Consider the following 15,069-nt stretch of genomic DNA (forward strand, 5'->3'; position numbering starts at 1 on the left):
AGCCCCGCGCCATACAGGCGCGTTGCCCGTCGCCGATCAGGAACGCCGCTGAGGAATCCACGGCTACTCACAGCCGCGCCGCCTTCAGGGCCATGTGGAGCAGCAGCCGCGACTCGCCGTCGGCCAGGTCGAGGCCGGTCAACTGCTCGATCCGCGAGAGCCGGTAGTAGAGGGTCTGGCGGTGGATGGCCAGCGCGGTGGCGGTACGGCCGGCCTGCCCGGCGTTGTCGAGGAACGCCTCGGCGGTGTGGGCCAGTTCGCTGTGCGCGGGGGAGAGCAGAGGAGCGATCACCGGGTCCGGCGCGGCGTCCGCCGGGAGCGCGGTCAGTAAACGGTAGGGGCCGATGCCCGACCACTTCGCGATCGGCCCGTGCAGCGGCTGCGCGAGCGCGGCGCGCGCCGCGTCCCCCGCCTCCCGCCACGCCTCCGGCAGCTCGGCGAGCGACTTGCGCCCGTCGCTGACCCCGGCCACCGCGCCCTCCGATGCCACCTCCCCGAGCACCCGCGCCGCCGCTGACCTGGCCGTGGCCAGCAGTTGTACGGTGCGCAGCCGCACCAGCAGCGCGACGCAGTCGCCGCGCGGGCCCGGCACGAAACAGAGCGCGGCGGCCGACGGGACCGTCCGCGGCCCCGGCAGGTCGTCCTCGCCGCCGGACGGCGGCCGGATGCAGACCAGCGCGTGCGGCTCGTCGGCGTCCGGGCCGAGCGCCGTGCGCAGCGCGTCCTCCGCGTTGTCGCGGGCGGCGCGGGTGCGGGCGGTCAGCAGGTCGCGCAGCGCCCGGCCGGTGCCCGCGCCCTCGCGGGCCGTCACCGCGAGCCGGTCGCCGATCCTGGCGGCCACCGCCATCGCCGCGTCGAGCTGGTCGGCGGTGTGCTCGGCCTCGTCCAGCAGCCAGACGTAGCCGTGCACGACGCCGCCGTGCCGTACGGGCAGGCAGAGTCTGCCGCGGAAGACCCCCGCCGAGGGCGCGGCCGGAATCCGTACCGGCCCGGTGGCGCGGGTGATGCCGAACTGCTCGAACCAGGCGCGGACCTCGGTGGTGGAGCCGCGGGTGAGGATCGACCGGGTACGCACCGGGTCCGTCGCGCCGTCGTCACCGTCGTGCACGCCGAAGGCGATCAGCCGGAAGTCCCGGTCCTCCAAGGTCGCGGGCGCCCCCAGCAGCGCCGACACCTCGTCGACCAGCTCCTGGAGATCGCCGCCGAAGCCACTGAAACCGCCGCTGCCGCCGTAGTCACTACGCACTCGTCCATTCTCCCTCATACATCTGTATGAGGGACCACACCCTGATGCGTGACAGGTGTCGCTGGTCCAACGGGTAGGCGAATCCTAGATTCGGGGCGACGGCCGGAGACGGCCGCCCCCTCGTACCGGCCTCGTCCGTCCCGCCCTCGTACCGCCCTCATCCCGCCCTCGTACCGGAGGAGCCACCGTGCTCGGTCCCGTGTTGCTCGCCGCCTCGCGCAGCGACCGTATGCGCCGCGTCGTCGCCGCCGCACCCGTCACCCGTCCCGTGGTGAACCGCTTCATCGCGGGCGACGAACTGCGCCCCGCGATGGACACCGTGCGGTCGCTCACCGCCTCCGGCCTCGACGTCACCCTCGACCACCTCGGTGAGGACGTCACCGACCGGGCCACCGCCCAGGCCGCCAGGGACGCGTATCTGCGGCTGCTGGAAGCGCTGCGGCACGACGGCCTCGGCACCCGCGCCGAGGTGTCGGTGAAGCTGTCCGCCTTCGGTCAGACGCTGCCCGACGGCGGCCACGACATCGCGCTGGCCAACGTACGGCGGGTCGCCGAACTGGCCGCCGAGGTCGGCACCACGGTCACCCTCGACATGGAGGACCACACCACCGTCGACTCGACGCTGGCGATCCTCGGCGACTTGCGTGCGGAGCATCCCCAGACCGGCGCCGTCCTCCAGTCGTACCTCTTCCGCACCGAGGACGACGCCCGCGCGCTCGCGGTCGCGGGCTCGCGCGTGCGGCTGGTCAAGGGCGCGTACAAGGAGCCCGCCGCGGTCGCCTTCCAGACCAAGGCCGAGGTGGACAAGGCGTACGTCCGGGCGCTGCGCATCCTCTTCGCGGGCGACGGCTACCCGATGGTCGGCTCGCACGACCCGCGCATGATCGCCATCGCGCAGGACCTGGCGGCGCGCGACCGCCGGCCGGCCGGGTCGTACGAGTTCCAGATGCTGTACGGCATCCGGACCGCGGAGCAGCGGCGGCTCGCGGACGAAGGGACGCGTATGCGCATCTATGTTCCGTACGGCGCAGACTGGTACGGATACTTCATGCGCCGCCTCGCGGAGCGCCCGGCGAACCTCGCCTTCTTCCTCCGCTCCTTCCTTCCCGCCCGCTGATCCGGCCCGCTGAACCCGCTTCCTGACCCCTCCCGCCGAGCCCGCCCCTTCACCTCTGAGGAGAAACGCTTCATGGACGCCGTGACCCAGGTCCCCGCGCCGGTCAACGAGCCGGTGCACTCGTACGCGCCGGGCAGCCCGGAGCGTGCCCGTCTTGAGGCGAAGCTCAAGGAACTGGCGGGCAACCCCGTCGACCTGCCGATGTTCATCGGCGGCGAGCAGCGCATGGGCGGCGGCGAGCGCTGCGACGTCGTGCAGCCGCACAACCACGGCGCCGTGCTCGGCAGCTACGCCGAGGCCACCGCGCAGGACGCGCAGGACGCGGTCGACGCCGCGCTGGCCGCCGCCCCCGCCTGGCGCGCGATGGCCTTCGACGACCGCGCCGCGATCATCCTGCGCGCCGCGGAACTGCTCGCCGGACCCTGGCGCGAGACGATCGTGGCCTCCACGATGCTCGGCCAGGGCAAGACCGCCCAGCAGGCCGAGATCGACAGCCCCTGCGAACTGGTCGACTTCTGGCGGTTCAACGTCCACTTCGCGCGGCAGATCCTCGCCGAGCAGCCGGTCGCCAACGCCCCCGGCGTCTGGAACCGGCTCGACCACCGCCCGCTCGAAGGCTTCGTCTACGCGATCACGCCGTTCAACTTCACGGCCATCGCGGGCAATCTGCCCACCGCGCCCGCCCTGATGGGCAACGTCGTGGTGTGGAAGCCGTCGCCGACGCAGACCCACTCGGCCGTCCTGCTGATGAAGGTGCTGCGCGAGGCCGGGCTGCCCGACGGCGTCATCAACCTGGTGACCGGCAACGGCATCGCCGTCTCCGAGGTCGCGCTGACCCACCCGGACCTCGCCGGTATCCACTTCACCGGCTCCACCAAGACCTTCCAGTACCTGTGGCGCACGGTCGGCGAGAACATCGAGGGCTACCGGTCCTACCCGCGGATCGTCGGCGAGACCGGCGGCAAGGACTTCGTGGTCGCGCACCCGTCCGCCGACCCCGCGATCCTGAAGACCGCGCTGACCCGCGGCTCCTTCGAGTACCAGGGCCAGAAGTGCTCGGCCTCCTCCCGCGCCTACATCCCGCGCTCGATCTGGGACGGCGGCTTCAAGGAGGAGTTCGCGGCCGAGGTCGACGGCATCACGATGGGTGATGTCACCGACCTGTCCAACTTCCTCGGCGCCGTCATCGACGAGCGGTCCTTCGCCAAGAACAAGGCCGCCATCGACCGTGCCAAGGCCGATCCGACGATCGAGGTCGTCGCGGGCGGCACGTACGACGACTCGGTCGGGTACTTCATCCGCCCGACCGTCCTGGTCTCCACCGACCCGGCCAACGAGATCTTCCGCGAGGAGTATTTCGGGCCGGTGCTCGGTGTGTACGTCTACGAGGACGCCGACTTCGAGACGATGCTCGCGCAGATGGAGTCGGTCTCGGCGTACGGCCTGACCGGCTCGGTCATCGCGCAGGACCGGGCCGCGGTGGCCGACGTGATGGAGAAGCTGCGGTTCGCCGCGGGCAACTTCTACATCAACGACAAGTCGACCGGCGCGGTCGTCGGCCAGCAGCCGTTCGGCGGCGGTCGGGCGTCGGGCACCAACGACAAGGCGGGCGCCGCGCAGAATCTGCTGCGCTGGACGTCCACGCGCTCCGTCAAGGAGACGCTGGTCCCGCCGACGGACTACCGCTACCCGCACCAGGGCTGAGGCCGACCGGCCCGCCGCCCCCCCAGAACGCCCCCGTCACCGGTCCCCATCCGGTGGCGGGGGCCTCCTCATGAGTGACGGTCGTCTCAGATAGTAGGAAGTCCGAGTAATTGTGGCGACAGGACGGCCACGCTGACCTAACTTTGTAAGAAGCCGAACGTCTCGCTCCATCGAGCGAGCGGCGGATGCGAGCAGCGCCCTTCGCGCGGGTCACCCCCGCGGCGCCCGCCCCCCGCCCCGTTCCGTGGCGACCGCCATCCATCTCCTCAAGTTTTCCCTGGAGTTGATCACCATGGACGAGACCGCCCGCCAGAACGCCCTCCGCGCCCTCCAGCGCAGCATGGACCGCCGCGACAACGGCGGCAGCACGGGCCACGAGGCCCGCTGACCCCGTACCCGGGCCCCTGGTCCGGCATGCGGACACGCCATGTCAATGGCTGGGACGCGGAGTAGGGTGCACGGCATGTCTCGCAGCATCAGCCTCGCAGTGATCCCCGGTGACGGAATCGGTCAGGAAGTCGTGACGGAGGGCCTCAAGGTCCTTGCCGCCGTGCTTCCGCAGGACGTCAAGCTGGAGACGGAGGAGTTCGACTTCGGCGCGAAGCGCTACCACGCCACCGGTCAGACGCTCACCGACGACGACCTCGGCCGGCTCAAGGCGCACGACGCGATCCTGCTGGGCGCGATCGGCGACCCGTCGGTGCCGTCGGGCGTGCTGGAGCGCGGCTTCCTGCTCAAGCTCCGCTTCGCCTTCGACCACCATGTGAACCTGCGGCCGAGCAAGCTGTTCCCCGGTGTCGCCTCGCCGCTCGCGGGCACCCCGGAGATCGACTTCGTCGTGGTCCGCGAGGGCACCGAGGGCCCGTACACCGGCAACGGCGGCTCGATCAGGACCGGCACCGAGCACGAGGTGGCCACCGAGGTCAGCCTGAACACCGCCTTCGGCATCGAGCGCGTGGTGCGCGACGCGTACGCCCGCGCCCAGGCCCGCCCCCGCAAGAAGCTCACGCTCGTGCACAAGAACAACGTGCTCGTGTACGCGGGCCACCTGTGGACCCGGATCTTCGAGCAGGTCGGCGCCGAGTTCCCCGAGGTCAGCACCGACTACCTGCACGTGGACGCGGCGACGATCTTCCTCGTCACGCAGCCCGAGCGGTTCGACGTGATCGTCACCGACAACCTCTTCGGCGACATCATCACCGATCTGGCCGCGGCCGTCTCCGGCGGCATCGGCGTGGCCGCCAGCGGCAACATCAACCCCGGCCGCGAATTCCCTTCGATGTTCGAGCCGGTGCACGGCTCCGCGCCCGACATCGCGGGCCAGTCCAAGGCCGACCCGACCGCCACCGTGCTCTCGGTCGCCCTGCTCCTGCGGCACCTCGGTTACGAGGCCGAGGCCGATCGGATCGACGCCGCCGTGCGGGCCGACCTGTCCGAGCGCACCGGACAGCCCGCCCGCAGCACGGTCGCGATCGGCGACGCGCTGGCCGCCCGCGTATCCGCCTGACACGGCGGTCCGACCTCGGGGCTCGGCCCCACCTGTAGGTACCCGGCCCCACCGCTGCGATAATCGGCGGTGGGGCCGCAGTGCGACCGGATGCTCGGACGTCCTAGGACCTGTCCTCGTATCCCCATCATCATCACCATCCCCGGCAGCGCACGACGGCGAACGACGGCGAACGACAGCGAACACGGCGAAGGACACGGACATGACGACATCCACCATCGAGCTGAAGCCCTCCGCCCACCCGCTGGCCGCCGCCGAGCGCGAGGCGATCCTGGCCGACCCCGGCTTCGGGCGGTACTTCACCGACCACATGGTCACCATCAAGTGGACCGAGGGACGCGGCTGGCACGATGCCCAGCTCGTGCCGTACGCCCCGCTCTCCGTCGACCCGGCGAACATGACGCTGCACTACGCGCAGACGATCTTCGAGGGCCTGAAGGCGTACCGCCAGCCCGACGGCACCGTGGCCACCTTCAGGCCCGAGGCCAACGCGCTGCGCTTCCAGTCCTCCGCGCGCCGGCTGTCGATGCCCGAGCTGCCGGTCGAGACCTTCATCGAGGCGTGCGACGTGCTGGTCAGGCAGGAGAAGGCGTGGGTGCCGGACGCGGGCGAGGCGTCCCTGTACCTGCGGCCCTTCATGATCGCCACCGAGGTCGGCCTCGGGGTGCGCCCGGCCAACGAGTACCTCTTCCTGGTGATCGCCTCCCCGGCCGGTTCCTACTTCTCCGGCGGCGTCAAGCCGGTCTCGGTGTGGCTCTCCGAGGAGTACGTGCGCGCCGCGCCCGGCGGCACCGGCGCCGCGAAGGCGGGCGGCAACTACGCCGCCTCCCTCGTCGCCCAGGCCCAGGCCATCGAGCACGGCTGCGACCAGGTGGTCTGGCTCGACGCGATCGAGCGCCGCTGGATCGAGGAGATGGGCGGCATGAACCTGTACTTCGTGTACGGCAACCGCATCGTCACCCCCGAGCTGTCCGGCTCCCTCCTTCCGGGCATCACGCGCGACTCCCTCCTCACCATCGCCGCCGACCTCGGCTACGAGGTCGGCGAGGGCCGGATCTCCGTGGACGACTGGAAGCGGGACGCCGCCGACGGCACTCTTACCGAGGTCTTCGCGTGCGGCACCGCCGCCGTGATCACTCCCGTGGGGTCCGTCAAGTCCACCCGCGCGAGCTGGCCGGTGGCCGACGGCGCGCCGGGCGCGGTCACCATGCGCCTACGGGAGGCGCTTCTCGACATCCAGGGCGGCCGGGCCGCCGACCCGTACGGCTGGATGCACCCGCTGGGCGCGTGACCCCCTCCGGGGAGGGATGCCGGGACACCTCCCGGTGGTAGCCAGGGGAGGACCCGCACGAGAAGCCCTGACGTGCCCGCACGTCACCACCAGCCCCCGTGGGGCTGTCAAGGCTGTCGCCCGACCACCGGGCGGGTGCGTGGTTGCTCGCGCCGTTCCTCGCGCCCCTTCGGGGCTCGCAGCCCGACGCGAGGGCGCCGCTGCCGCAGGGCAGCCCGTACGCCGCTGCCGCGAGGCGGGCCGCATCGTGAGACGGCGGACCACATTGCTGTCACGTGTGGCACACTGCCAAGGTGTCCTCGTACGCCAACGTGATTATTGGCCGCAGGCACGCCGGTCCGCAGTGACTGATCCCCTGACCACAGGGGAGCGTCACCCGCCCAGACCCGCGTGCAGACCTCTCGCATCCGCGAGAGGTTTTTTCGTTTTCCGGCCCACCACCGCCGGGAGGCGGGGCGCGAGGGACGATGGGGGCAAGTGGAGCTGGATCCTCCGGATATCCGCATGTCCGGAAGGGAACCCACTCACCCGACAGGAGTTACGACAGCCATGACCGCCGAACTGGACGACAGCTTCCACGTCTTCGACACCACGCTGCGCGACGGCGCCCAGCGCGAGGGAATCAACCTCACCGTCGCCGACAAGCTGACGATCGCCCGGCACCTGGACGACTTCGGAGTGGGGTTCATCGAGGGCGGCTGGCCCGGCGCCAATCCCCGCGACACCGAGTTCTTCGCCCGCGCCGCCACCGAACTGGACCTGAAACACGCGACGCTGGTGGCCTTCGGCGCCACCCGCCGCCCCAACGCCGTCGCCGCGCAGGACCCACAGGTCAAGGCCCTGCTGGACTCCGGGGCCCCGGTCATCACCCTGGTCGCCAAGTCCCACGACCGGCATGTGGAACTGGCCCTGCGCACCACCCTCGAAGAGAACCTGGCGATGGTCACGGACACCGTCTCCCACCTCGTCGCCCAGGGCCGCCGCGTCTTCGTCGACTGCGAGCACTTCTTCGACGGCTACAAGGCCAACGCCGCCTACGCCACCGACGTCGTACGGGCCGCGCACGAGGCGGGCGCGTCCGTCGTCGTGCTGTGCGACACCAACGGCGGGATGCTGCCCGCCCAGGTCCAGGCCGTCACCGGGCTGGTCCTCGCCGACACCGGCGCGCGCCTGGGCATCCACGCGCAGGACGACACCGGCTGCGCGGTCGCCAACACCCTGGCCGCCGTGGACGCGGGCGCCACCCACGTCCAGTGCACCGCCAACGGCTACGGCGAGCGCGTCGGCAACTCCAACCTCTTCCCGGTGGTCGCCGCGCTGGAACTCAAGCACGGCCGCCGCGTCCTGCCGCCCGGCACGCTCGGCGAGATGACCCGTATCTCGCACGCCATCGCCGAGGTCGTCAACCTCCCGCCCTCCACCCACCAGCCCTACGTCGGCGTCTCCGCCTTCGCGCACAAGGCCGGTCTGCACGCCTCCGCGATCAAGGTCGACCCCGACCTCTACCAGCACATCGACCCCGAGCAGGTCGGCAACACCATGCGGATGCTGGTCTCCGACATGGCGGGCCGCGCCTCCATCGAGCTCAAGGGCAAGGAACTGGGCATCGACCTCGGCGGCGACCGCGAACTGGTCGGCCGGGTCGTCGCGCGCGTCAAGGAACGGGAGCTGAAGGGCTACACGTACGAGGCCGCCGACGCGTCGTTCGCGCTGCTGCTGCGCGAGGAGCTGGAACGCGCTGAGAACGGCGGCCCGCGCCGCTTCTTCCGCACCGAGTCCTGGCGCGTCATCACCGAGGACCGCCCCGACGGCACCCACGCCAACGAGGCGACGGTGAAGATGTGGGCCAAGGGCGAGCGCATCGTCGCCACCGCCGAGGGCAACGGCCCGGTCAACGCCCTGGACCGCGCCCTGCTCGCGGCCCTCGGTCGGATCTACCCGCAGCTCGCCGCGTTCGCGCTGGTCGACTACAAGGTCCGTATCCTCGAAGGCCGTTCGGGCACCGACTCCACCACCCGCGTCCTGATCACCACCACGGACGGCGCCGCCGAGTGGTCCACGGTCGGTGTCGCCGACAATGTGATCGCCGCGTCCTGGGCGGCACTTGACGACGCGTACACGTACGGGCTGCTGCGCGCGGGTCTCGAACCCCAGGAGCAGTAGGGGGATTTCGGCCCCCTGGGGCGTCACCCTTTGCGGTCCGTTTACCGGCCTTTACCGGTCTTTGCCGTGCCCCTCGTCCCGGTCGTGTTCCTCGCGACCGGGACCGTTCATGTTCAGACACTGGCGGACGCGCGTAGACCTCGGGCACACTCCTCCTGCGCCACCTGCACACCGGTCACCCGCACACCACCCACCCCAGCGGAAACAGCAGGAGGAAATCGTATGACGCTACGTCTGCGCGCCCGATCCGTGCTCAGTGTCCTGACCCTCGTCCTCACCGCGGTGTTCGCCCCCGGCATCGGACTGGCCAGCTCCACCGACGCGTTCGCCGTCAGCAAGCTCACCCACGCCCAGGCGACCAGCATGTTCAGCGGCGCGGGCATCACCTGGTCGTCCTCCGGCGGCTGCTCCAACCGCAACGTCTCGACGTGTACGTCCTTCGACCAGCTCAACCTCACCACCGCCCAGGGCGCCGTCACCCTCAAGCACGCCAGCGGCTGCGCCCTCAACATCACCGGCGGCACCGAGACCGGCCACGCCAGCGGCACGTACTCCCACTGGAACGGCTACAAGCTCGACTTCGGCAAGAACACCTGCATCACCAACTACATCCACAACGCCTTCACCTACATCGGTCTCCGCGGCGACGGCTACCCCCAGTACCAGGCTGCCTCCGGCAACATCTACGCCGACGAGGGCAGCCACTGGGACGCCCTCTTCTACACCTGCGGCGGCTGCTGACCCCCCTCCGGGGCGCGGGGAAGGCACGCTGCCGTTGCGCAGGGCCTTGTTGTTAGGGGCGCGGGGAACTGCGCGGCCAGCCACGATGCTCCCGCAGGTCACCACCCGCCCCGGTGGGGCAGTTCGGTTGTCTCCGGACCACCGGCCGGTGGGGGCGGGCAGCGCAGTTCCCCGCGCCCCTATCGGGCACAAGGCCCTTCGCCACGGGGCCGCGCCCCGAGAAGGATGAGTACGGGTGCTCAGGTCCGCGCCGGAGGCGGACGGCTAGCGTGGGGGGAAGGCGAAAGGAGCCCCCCGTGCTGTGGTTGGTGATGCTGCTCGGAGCGGCGACAGGTCTGCTCGGGACGCGGCGGCAGCGCCGGGTGGCCGCACGTATGGGCGAGCGGGTGTTCCCCAGCCGGCTGGCCGTCCACGGCGCACGTTCCCGCTTCCCCGCGGCCGGCGGCGCCGAGGTGACGTTCCGGGTGACGGACGACCCGGACGCCGTCGTGCGGTTGAGGGTGGACCGGGCGGAGCCGGAAGAGGGCGAGCTGCGCAACGCGGTGGCGGACGCCCTGGAACGGGCGCAGGCGTGGCGCAGCCTCGACGCGGCGTTCCGCGAAGGCGGTTACGAGGTGTACGCCCTCGGCAACGTCGTCGCCGAGCCGTGGATCGCGGCCGACCCCCGTAACGGAACGGTCGACGACCTCCTCACCCGTATCGCCGCCTGCCTGACCCGCTGGTCCTGCGCCACGCCCACGACCGTACTGATCGCCCACCCCGACCTGGCGGCGGGTCTGAAGGACCGCGACCCGAGCGCTCCGACGCTGCTGCGGGTGACCGCGAGACGGCGGCTCGCCGCCCTGTCGGGCCAACGCCCGTACTACCGCGCCTGGTTCGAATGGCACGACGGCGTCCCCGTCCCCGGCTCAGGCCACCTCGACCTCGTCCGCCCCTTCGACGACGGTCAGCGCTTCGCCGCCGCCGTGGAGGCGAGCGCCGCCGCGTGGCTGGCCGAGGCGGTCCCGGAGGCGACGGTGTGCTCCGCGACCGGCGTCTGGCGGCTGCTGCCGAACCGCGTCGACCGCGTCACCGGCTTCGTCCTCTACCGCGACGAGCCGGAGCCGGGCCCCGTCTACCTCGGCAAACACGCCCTGCGGGTGACGACGGACCTGGACGGCGCGCTGGTCGGCGACCCGACCGTCCTGCCCAACGTCCGGGAGGGCCGGGGCCGCCTGCACCTGCCCACCCTGTGAGGAGTGCCGCCCTCACTTACCGCGCGACCGAGTCTGAGGCCCAGGCACCCACCCCGCACCCGCGACGGTCGCCGGAAAACGGGTCGAGCCCACGGCCCCCGATACGTAAGGTCACGCGGGTGACAGACACCCCCGAGACCATCGTCAGGGACGCGGTGGCGGCCGACGCCGCCGCCATCGCGCACGTCCACGTCACCTCGCGCGAGGTGACCATGCCGTACCTGCCGCCGCGCACCCGGACGGACGCCCAAGTGGAGGCGTGGGTACGGGACATCGTGCTGCCCGGCTCGGCGGTGTGGGTGGCCGAGCGGGGCGGCGCCGTCGTCGGCTACGCGTCCGTCGAGGACGGCGTCCTCGACGCCCTCTACCTCCTGGCGGAGGTGCGCCGCCAGGGCATCGGCAGCCGCCTCCTCGCCCGTGCCAAGACCCACAGCCCCGCCGGCCTCAGCCTCTTCGCCTTCCAGCGCAACACCGACGCCCGCGCCTTCTACGAGCACCACGGCTTCACGCTGGTCGACATGAACGACGGCTCCCGCAACATGGAAAAGGAGCCCGACCTCTCCATGCGCTGGCCGTAACCCCCCTCCAGGGAGAGCGGGTGTCAGACCCCGGCCCTAGCATGCGACGTATGGGCATGATCGAGAACTACGCACGTCTGACACCCGCCGAACTCGACCGCGCCGTCCGGGAACCGGACTGGGTGCAGAAGTTCGTCTTCGACCAGATGTACACCGGGTCGGAGGAGACCACGGGCGCGGGCCAGCCGCGCTGCCTCGACATCGACAAGGCGTGGGACACGCTCGATTTCCTGTTCCGGCGGATCGAGTTCCCGCTCGACATCGTCCACGGCGGCCAGCCGATACCCGGCGCGGGCGACTGGGGCTACGGCCCGCCCCGCCACCTCACACCCGACCAGGTCCGCACGGCCGCCGCCGCCCTGACCGCCCTCCCCGCCGCCGCCCTCACCAAGGGCCTCACCGAAACCGAGGTCGAAGAGGGCGTCCTCTACCCGAGCGTCGAGGGCCAGGCCCTCGAAATGCTCGAATACGCGACCCAGCACTACGAGGCCCTCGTCCCCTTCTTCCAGGCCGCAGCCAGCGAAGGCGACGCGATGGCCCTCTGGCTCAGCTAGGGGTCCAGGGCAGCGGAGCGGGTGGGGTGAGTTGGGCTTCGGTGCGGGCGAGGCGCCGGGTGGTACGGCGGGCGAAGGGGAGGGTCGCGAGGAGGAGGGCGGCGAGGGCCAGGTGGAGGACGGCGAGGTCCTTGGCGGTGGGCCCCCAGACGAGCAGGGCGGTGCCCAGGACGGCGAAGAGGGCGGCGAGGGCGAGCACCAGGCGGCGGGCGGTGCGGGCGGTCCGGCGTTGGCGGTGCAGCAGGAGGGTCATGGCGTGGCGGGCCGTGGGGTCGGAGGGGATGTCCTCCTTGCGCATGAGGCGGGCGGCCACGGCGACCTGCCGGGGGGTGAGCCCGGTCTCCCGGGCGATGTGCCGCCGGGTTCTCAGGTCCTGCCACAGGAACGCCAATGCGATCCCCGAACAACCGATGGCCGGGACGGCGGAAGCGGGCCGCGCGAACAGGCACACGGCGACGTAGAGCACGGCGGCCGCGAGGCGCACCCATATGTTGTCGCGCCAGGGGGGTTCGTGGTCCCAGTCCATGGCGGTGGGCCTATCCGTGTCCGGGCGCCCCGGCGACAGGGCCGGGGCACACGGACAACAGGGTGCGGGTCAGGGCTTGATGACGACGGAGTGGACGATCTTGTCCGCGAAGGTCTGCTTCTTGGCGTCCCAGGCAGGCCACAGGAAGCCGAGGTAGCAGGGCAGCGCGTCCAGGATGTGCAGCAGGCGGCGGCCGAAGGCCAGGCCGAAGCCGAGGACCTGGCCGTCCGCCTCGCGCAGGGTGCGGGTGCCCACGATCTTCTTGCCCGGCGTCTGCCCGGTCGTACCCTCCAGGTAGGAGAAGTAGATCGAACCGGCCAGGGCGACGACCGCGCCCAGCAGGGCCCCGGCCGTGCCGCCGATGCCGAAACGCAGGATCGCGTACGGGACACCGATGATGAGCGCGTCGAGGAGGTACGAACCCGCCCGCGCGCCCCAGTTGGCCAACGGGGGCATTCCGGTCGGCTGTTGACCGTAGTTCGCGACGTCAGGCTGGCCGCCGCCGGGGTAGGACGGTATGGGTCCCTGCCCGTAAGGGCCGGGCTGGCCATAGGGGTTGGGCTGTTGCTGCCCCTGCGGGTCGTGCTCCCAGGGGCCGGACTGTCCGCCGTTGTTGCCGTCGTATGGAGGTGGCTGTCTGTCACTCATGCCGCCGAGTACACAGGGCCCACCGGCAGGAGACAACCCTCTACCTGCAACGATTGCGTACCGCTCGGCCAAACGGTCAGGTCAGCCGATCGGTTCGACGTACAGAGCGAGGTTGGCGAGCGAGGACGCGATGCCGGTCTCGTGGTCGACCTGGTCGATACCGGGCGGTACGTCGGTGGCCGTGACGGCGACCTCGGTGGCGTCGTCGGCGGCGTTGTCGGCGGGCGTGAGAGACCAGGTCATCGTCATAGTGCCCGCGTACAGCGGGTCGTCCGCCTCGAAAACGGCCTGCTGGACGACCCGGCGGTGTGGGACCAACTGCGTGAAGGCGACGGTGACGACGTCGGTCGCGTCCGAGGACTTGCCCGGGTTGTCGGCCGCGTCGAGATACGTGAGCACCATACGGAAGCCGCCGCCGGGGCGCGGGTCCCAGTGCTCGATACGGCCGCGCATACCGTCAGGCGGCAGCCACGCTTCGAGGGAGTCGCGGTCGAGGAGGGCGCCGTAGACGGTCGCCGGTGGTGCCGCGATGACCCGGCTGGCGCGGTCGGTCCTACCCATGAGCCGAGTCTAGGACCGGAACGGCGGCGCCCGCACTCATGCCGTGCGGGCGATCCGTCGGACGTGTCGCCCGATACGTCAGAGCGCGGGCTGCTGCGCGGCGGCGAACGTCACGAACGCCGACCACGCGGCGGGCGTGACCGTGAGAGCCGGGCCCTCGGGGTCCTTTGAGTCACGAATGTGAATCGCCTGCGGATGCGCGGCCACCTCGACGCAGTTCCCGCCCGCATCACTGCTGAAGCTGGACTTGACCCAGACGAGGTCGGGGGAGGGGCTCGGCCGTGCTGCGCGGTTCATCGGTCTCCTAGCAGATCGTCCATCAGGCTCATGCTCTCCTCGGGCGTGAGGGCCTGTGAACGCAGCATCCCATATTTCTGTTGGAGCAGAGCGACATCATCTGGGTCATCGACCAGGACGCTCACGTGCTGACCTTCCAGGTATGCCAAGTGCTCGTGAGCGGGCGTTTCCAGCAGCACCATCGGACCTGCGAGCCCCGCGTGATGCTCACGGTCGGTTGGCATGATCTGGATGTTCAGAAAGGGGAGCTGGGCCAGCTCCCTCAGGTGTGCGATCTGGCGGTGCAACTCCCTACGGCCGCCGATCGGTCGTCGCAGGATGGACTCCTCCAGGACGAATGTCATCATCGGCGGCCAGGGCAAGCGATCGAAGATGCTCTGCCGGGTCACTCGGTCGGCGACCTTCTCCTCAAGCTCGTCGGGGCTCAGCGGCGGATACAGGTTGCCGAACACGGCTCGCGCGTAACCCTCGGTTTGGAGCAGGCCCGGCACGACCTGGTTCTCGTACGACATCAGGCTCAGCGCCAGCGGCTCCTCCTCCATGTAGTCCTGCGCGAACAGCGGATACCGCTCCGCCTGCGGCACTTCGGCGACGGCCACCTCCAGCGTCTGACTTGTGCGGAGCAACTGGTCGAGCTGGCGGGCCAGCCGCAGGCCGAGCGGTCTGCGGCCCTGCTCGATCGATGCGATCTGGTCCAGGCTCAGGTTCACCTCGTCGGCGAGCCGCTGCTGCGACATACCGCTCGCACGCCTGAACTGGCCGACCGTGGCGCCGATGACGCGCCACGCTGAGTTTTTTCGTGGTCGCTTTCCGTAGGGCATGCGATCTCTATTTCCGTCCCAAACCCGCGCCACCCTCGTCCGGCTCGTACAGTCCCGTTGTACGGGTGCGGAAGGGGCGG

Annotated in this window: 16 protein-coding genes; 10 read left to right on the plus strand and 6 right to left on the minus strand. The window is 70.9% G+C overall.

What is annotated here, in order from left to right:
* Positions 1-67: 67 nt before the first annotated feature.
* Entirely contained in the window at positions 68-1,264 is a 1,197-nt protein-coding gene (locus BGM09_RS30410) for a PucR family transcriptional regulator (RefSeq protein ID WP_188284942.1), read from the minus strand.
* Between the two features lie 169 nt (positions 1,265-1,433).
* Here BGM09_RS30410 and BGM09_RS30415 point away from each other — a divergent pair, with 169 nt between their 5' ends.
* The 10 genes from BGM09_RS30415 to BGM09_RS30460 all read left to right on the plus strand — a co-directional run bounded on the left by BGM09_RS30415 (position 1,434) and on the right by BGM09_RS30460 (position 12,136).
* Positions 1,434-2,363 (plus strand): proline dehydrogenase family protein, encoded by a 930-nt coding sequence (locus BGM09_RS30415; protein WP_188284943.1) that lies wholly within the window; start codon positions 1,434-1,436, stop codon positions 2,361-2,363.
* Between the two features lie 72 nt (positions 2,364-2,435).
* Positions 2,436-4,067, plus strand: a complete 1,632-nt coding sequence (gene pruA, locus BGM09_RS30420; RefSeq protein ID WP_188284944.1) for an L-glutamate gamma-semialdehyde dehydrogenase — start codon at positions 2,436-2,438, stop codon at positions 4,065-4,067.
* Positions 4,068-4,311: 244 nt separating this feature from the next.
* Positions 4,312-4,455, plus strand: a complete 144-nt coding sequence (locus BGM09_RS30425) for a hypothetical protein (protein WP_188284990.1) — start codon at positions 4,312-4,314, stop codon at positions 4,453-4,455.
* A gap of 75 nt (positions 4,456-4,530) precedes the next feature.
* Entirely contained in the window at positions 4,531-5,574 is a 1,044-nt protein-coding gene (locus BGM09_RS30430; protein WP_188284945.1) for a 3-isopropylmalate dehydrogenase, read from the plus strand.
* Positions 5,575-5,776: 202 nt separating this feature from the next.
* Entirely contained in the window at positions 5,777-6,865 is a 1,089-nt protein-coding gene (locus BGM09_RS30435; protein ID WP_188284946.1) for a branched-chain amino acid aminotransferase, read from the plus strand.
* Between the two features lie 549 nt (positions 6,866-7,414).
* Entirely contained in the window at positions 7,415-9,028 is a 1,614-nt protein-coding gene (cimA, locus tag BGM09_RS30440) for a citramalate synthase (protein ID WP_188284947.1), read from the plus strand.
* A 222-nt stretch (positions 9,029-9,250) separates the two neighbouring features.
* A complete protein-coding gene (locus tag BGM09_RS30445; protein ID WP_188284948.1) occupies positions 9,251-9,769 on the plus strand; it encodes a hypothetical protein in 519 nt (172 codons plus the stop codon).
* Between the two features lie 296 nt (positions 9,770-10,065).
* Entirely contained in the window at positions 10,066-11,004 is a 939-nt protein-coding gene (locus BGM09_RS30450) for a hypothetical protein (protein ID WP_188284949.1), read from the plus strand.
* A 119-nt stretch (positions 11,005-11,123) separates the two neighbouring features.
* On the plus strand, positions 11,124-11,582 hold the full coding sequence (locus BGM09_RS30455; protein WP_188284950.1) for a GNAT family N-acetyltransferase: 459 nt from the start codon (positions 11,124-11,126) through the stop codon (positions 11,580-11,582).
* A gap of 50 nt (positions 11,583-11,632) precedes the next feature.
* Positions 11,633-12,136: a YfbM family protein gene (locus BGM09_RS30460; RefSeq protein WP_188284951.1), complete on the plus strand. Its 504-nt coding sequence runs from the start codon at positions 11,633-11,635 to the stop codon at positions 12,134-12,136.
* Here BGM09_RS30460 and BGM09_RS30465 read toward each other — a convergent pair.
* The 5 genes from BGM09_RS30465 to BGM09_RS30485 all read right to left on the minus strand — a co-directional run bounded on the left by BGM09_RS30465 (position 12,129) and on the right by BGM09_RS30485 (position 14,989).
* A complete protein-coding gene (locus BGM09_RS30465) occupies positions 12,129-12,662 on the minus strand; it encodes a hypothetical protein (protein WP_188284952.1) in 534 nt (177 codons plus the stop codon). The genes BGM09_RS30460 and BGM09_RS30465 overlap by 8 nt on opposite strands.
* A gap of 69 nt (positions 12,663-12,731) precedes the next feature.
* Positions 12,732-13,310, minus strand: a complete 579-nt coding sequence (locus tag BGM09_RS30470) for an RDD family protein (RefSeq protein WP_188284953.1) — start codon at positions 13,308-13,310, stop codon at positions 12,732-12,734.
* 81 nt (positions 13,311-13,391) lie between these two features.
* Positions 13,392-13,871 (minus strand): SRPBCC family protein, encoded by a 480-nt coding sequence (locus BGM09_RS30475; protein WP_188284954.1) that lies wholly within the window; start codon positions 13,869-13,871, stop codon positions 13,392-13,394.
* A 78-nt stretch (positions 13,872-13,949) separates the two neighbouring features.
* Positions 13,950-14,168, minus strand: coding sequence for a DUF397 domain-containing protein (locus BGM09_RS30480; protein WP_188284955.1), 219 nt, complete (start codon positions 14,166-14,168; stop codon positions 13,950-13,952).
* Positions 14,165-14,989: a helix-turn-helix transcriptional regulator gene (locus BGM09_RS30485; protein ID WP_188284956.1), complete on the minus strand. Its 825-nt coding sequence runs from the start codon at positions 14,987-14,989 to the stop codon at positions 14,165-14,167. Before BGM09_RS30485 ends, BGM09_RS30480 begins: the two co-directional genes overlap by 4 nt.
* Between the last annotated feature and the right edge of the window lie 80 nt (positions 14,990-15,069).

Origin of the sequence: Streptomyces sp. CBMA29 (genome assembly GCF_014596445.1) — a bacterium.
Classification (GTDB): domain Bacteria; phylum Actinomycetota; class Actinomycetes; order Streptomycetales; family Streptomycetaceae; genus Actinacidiphila.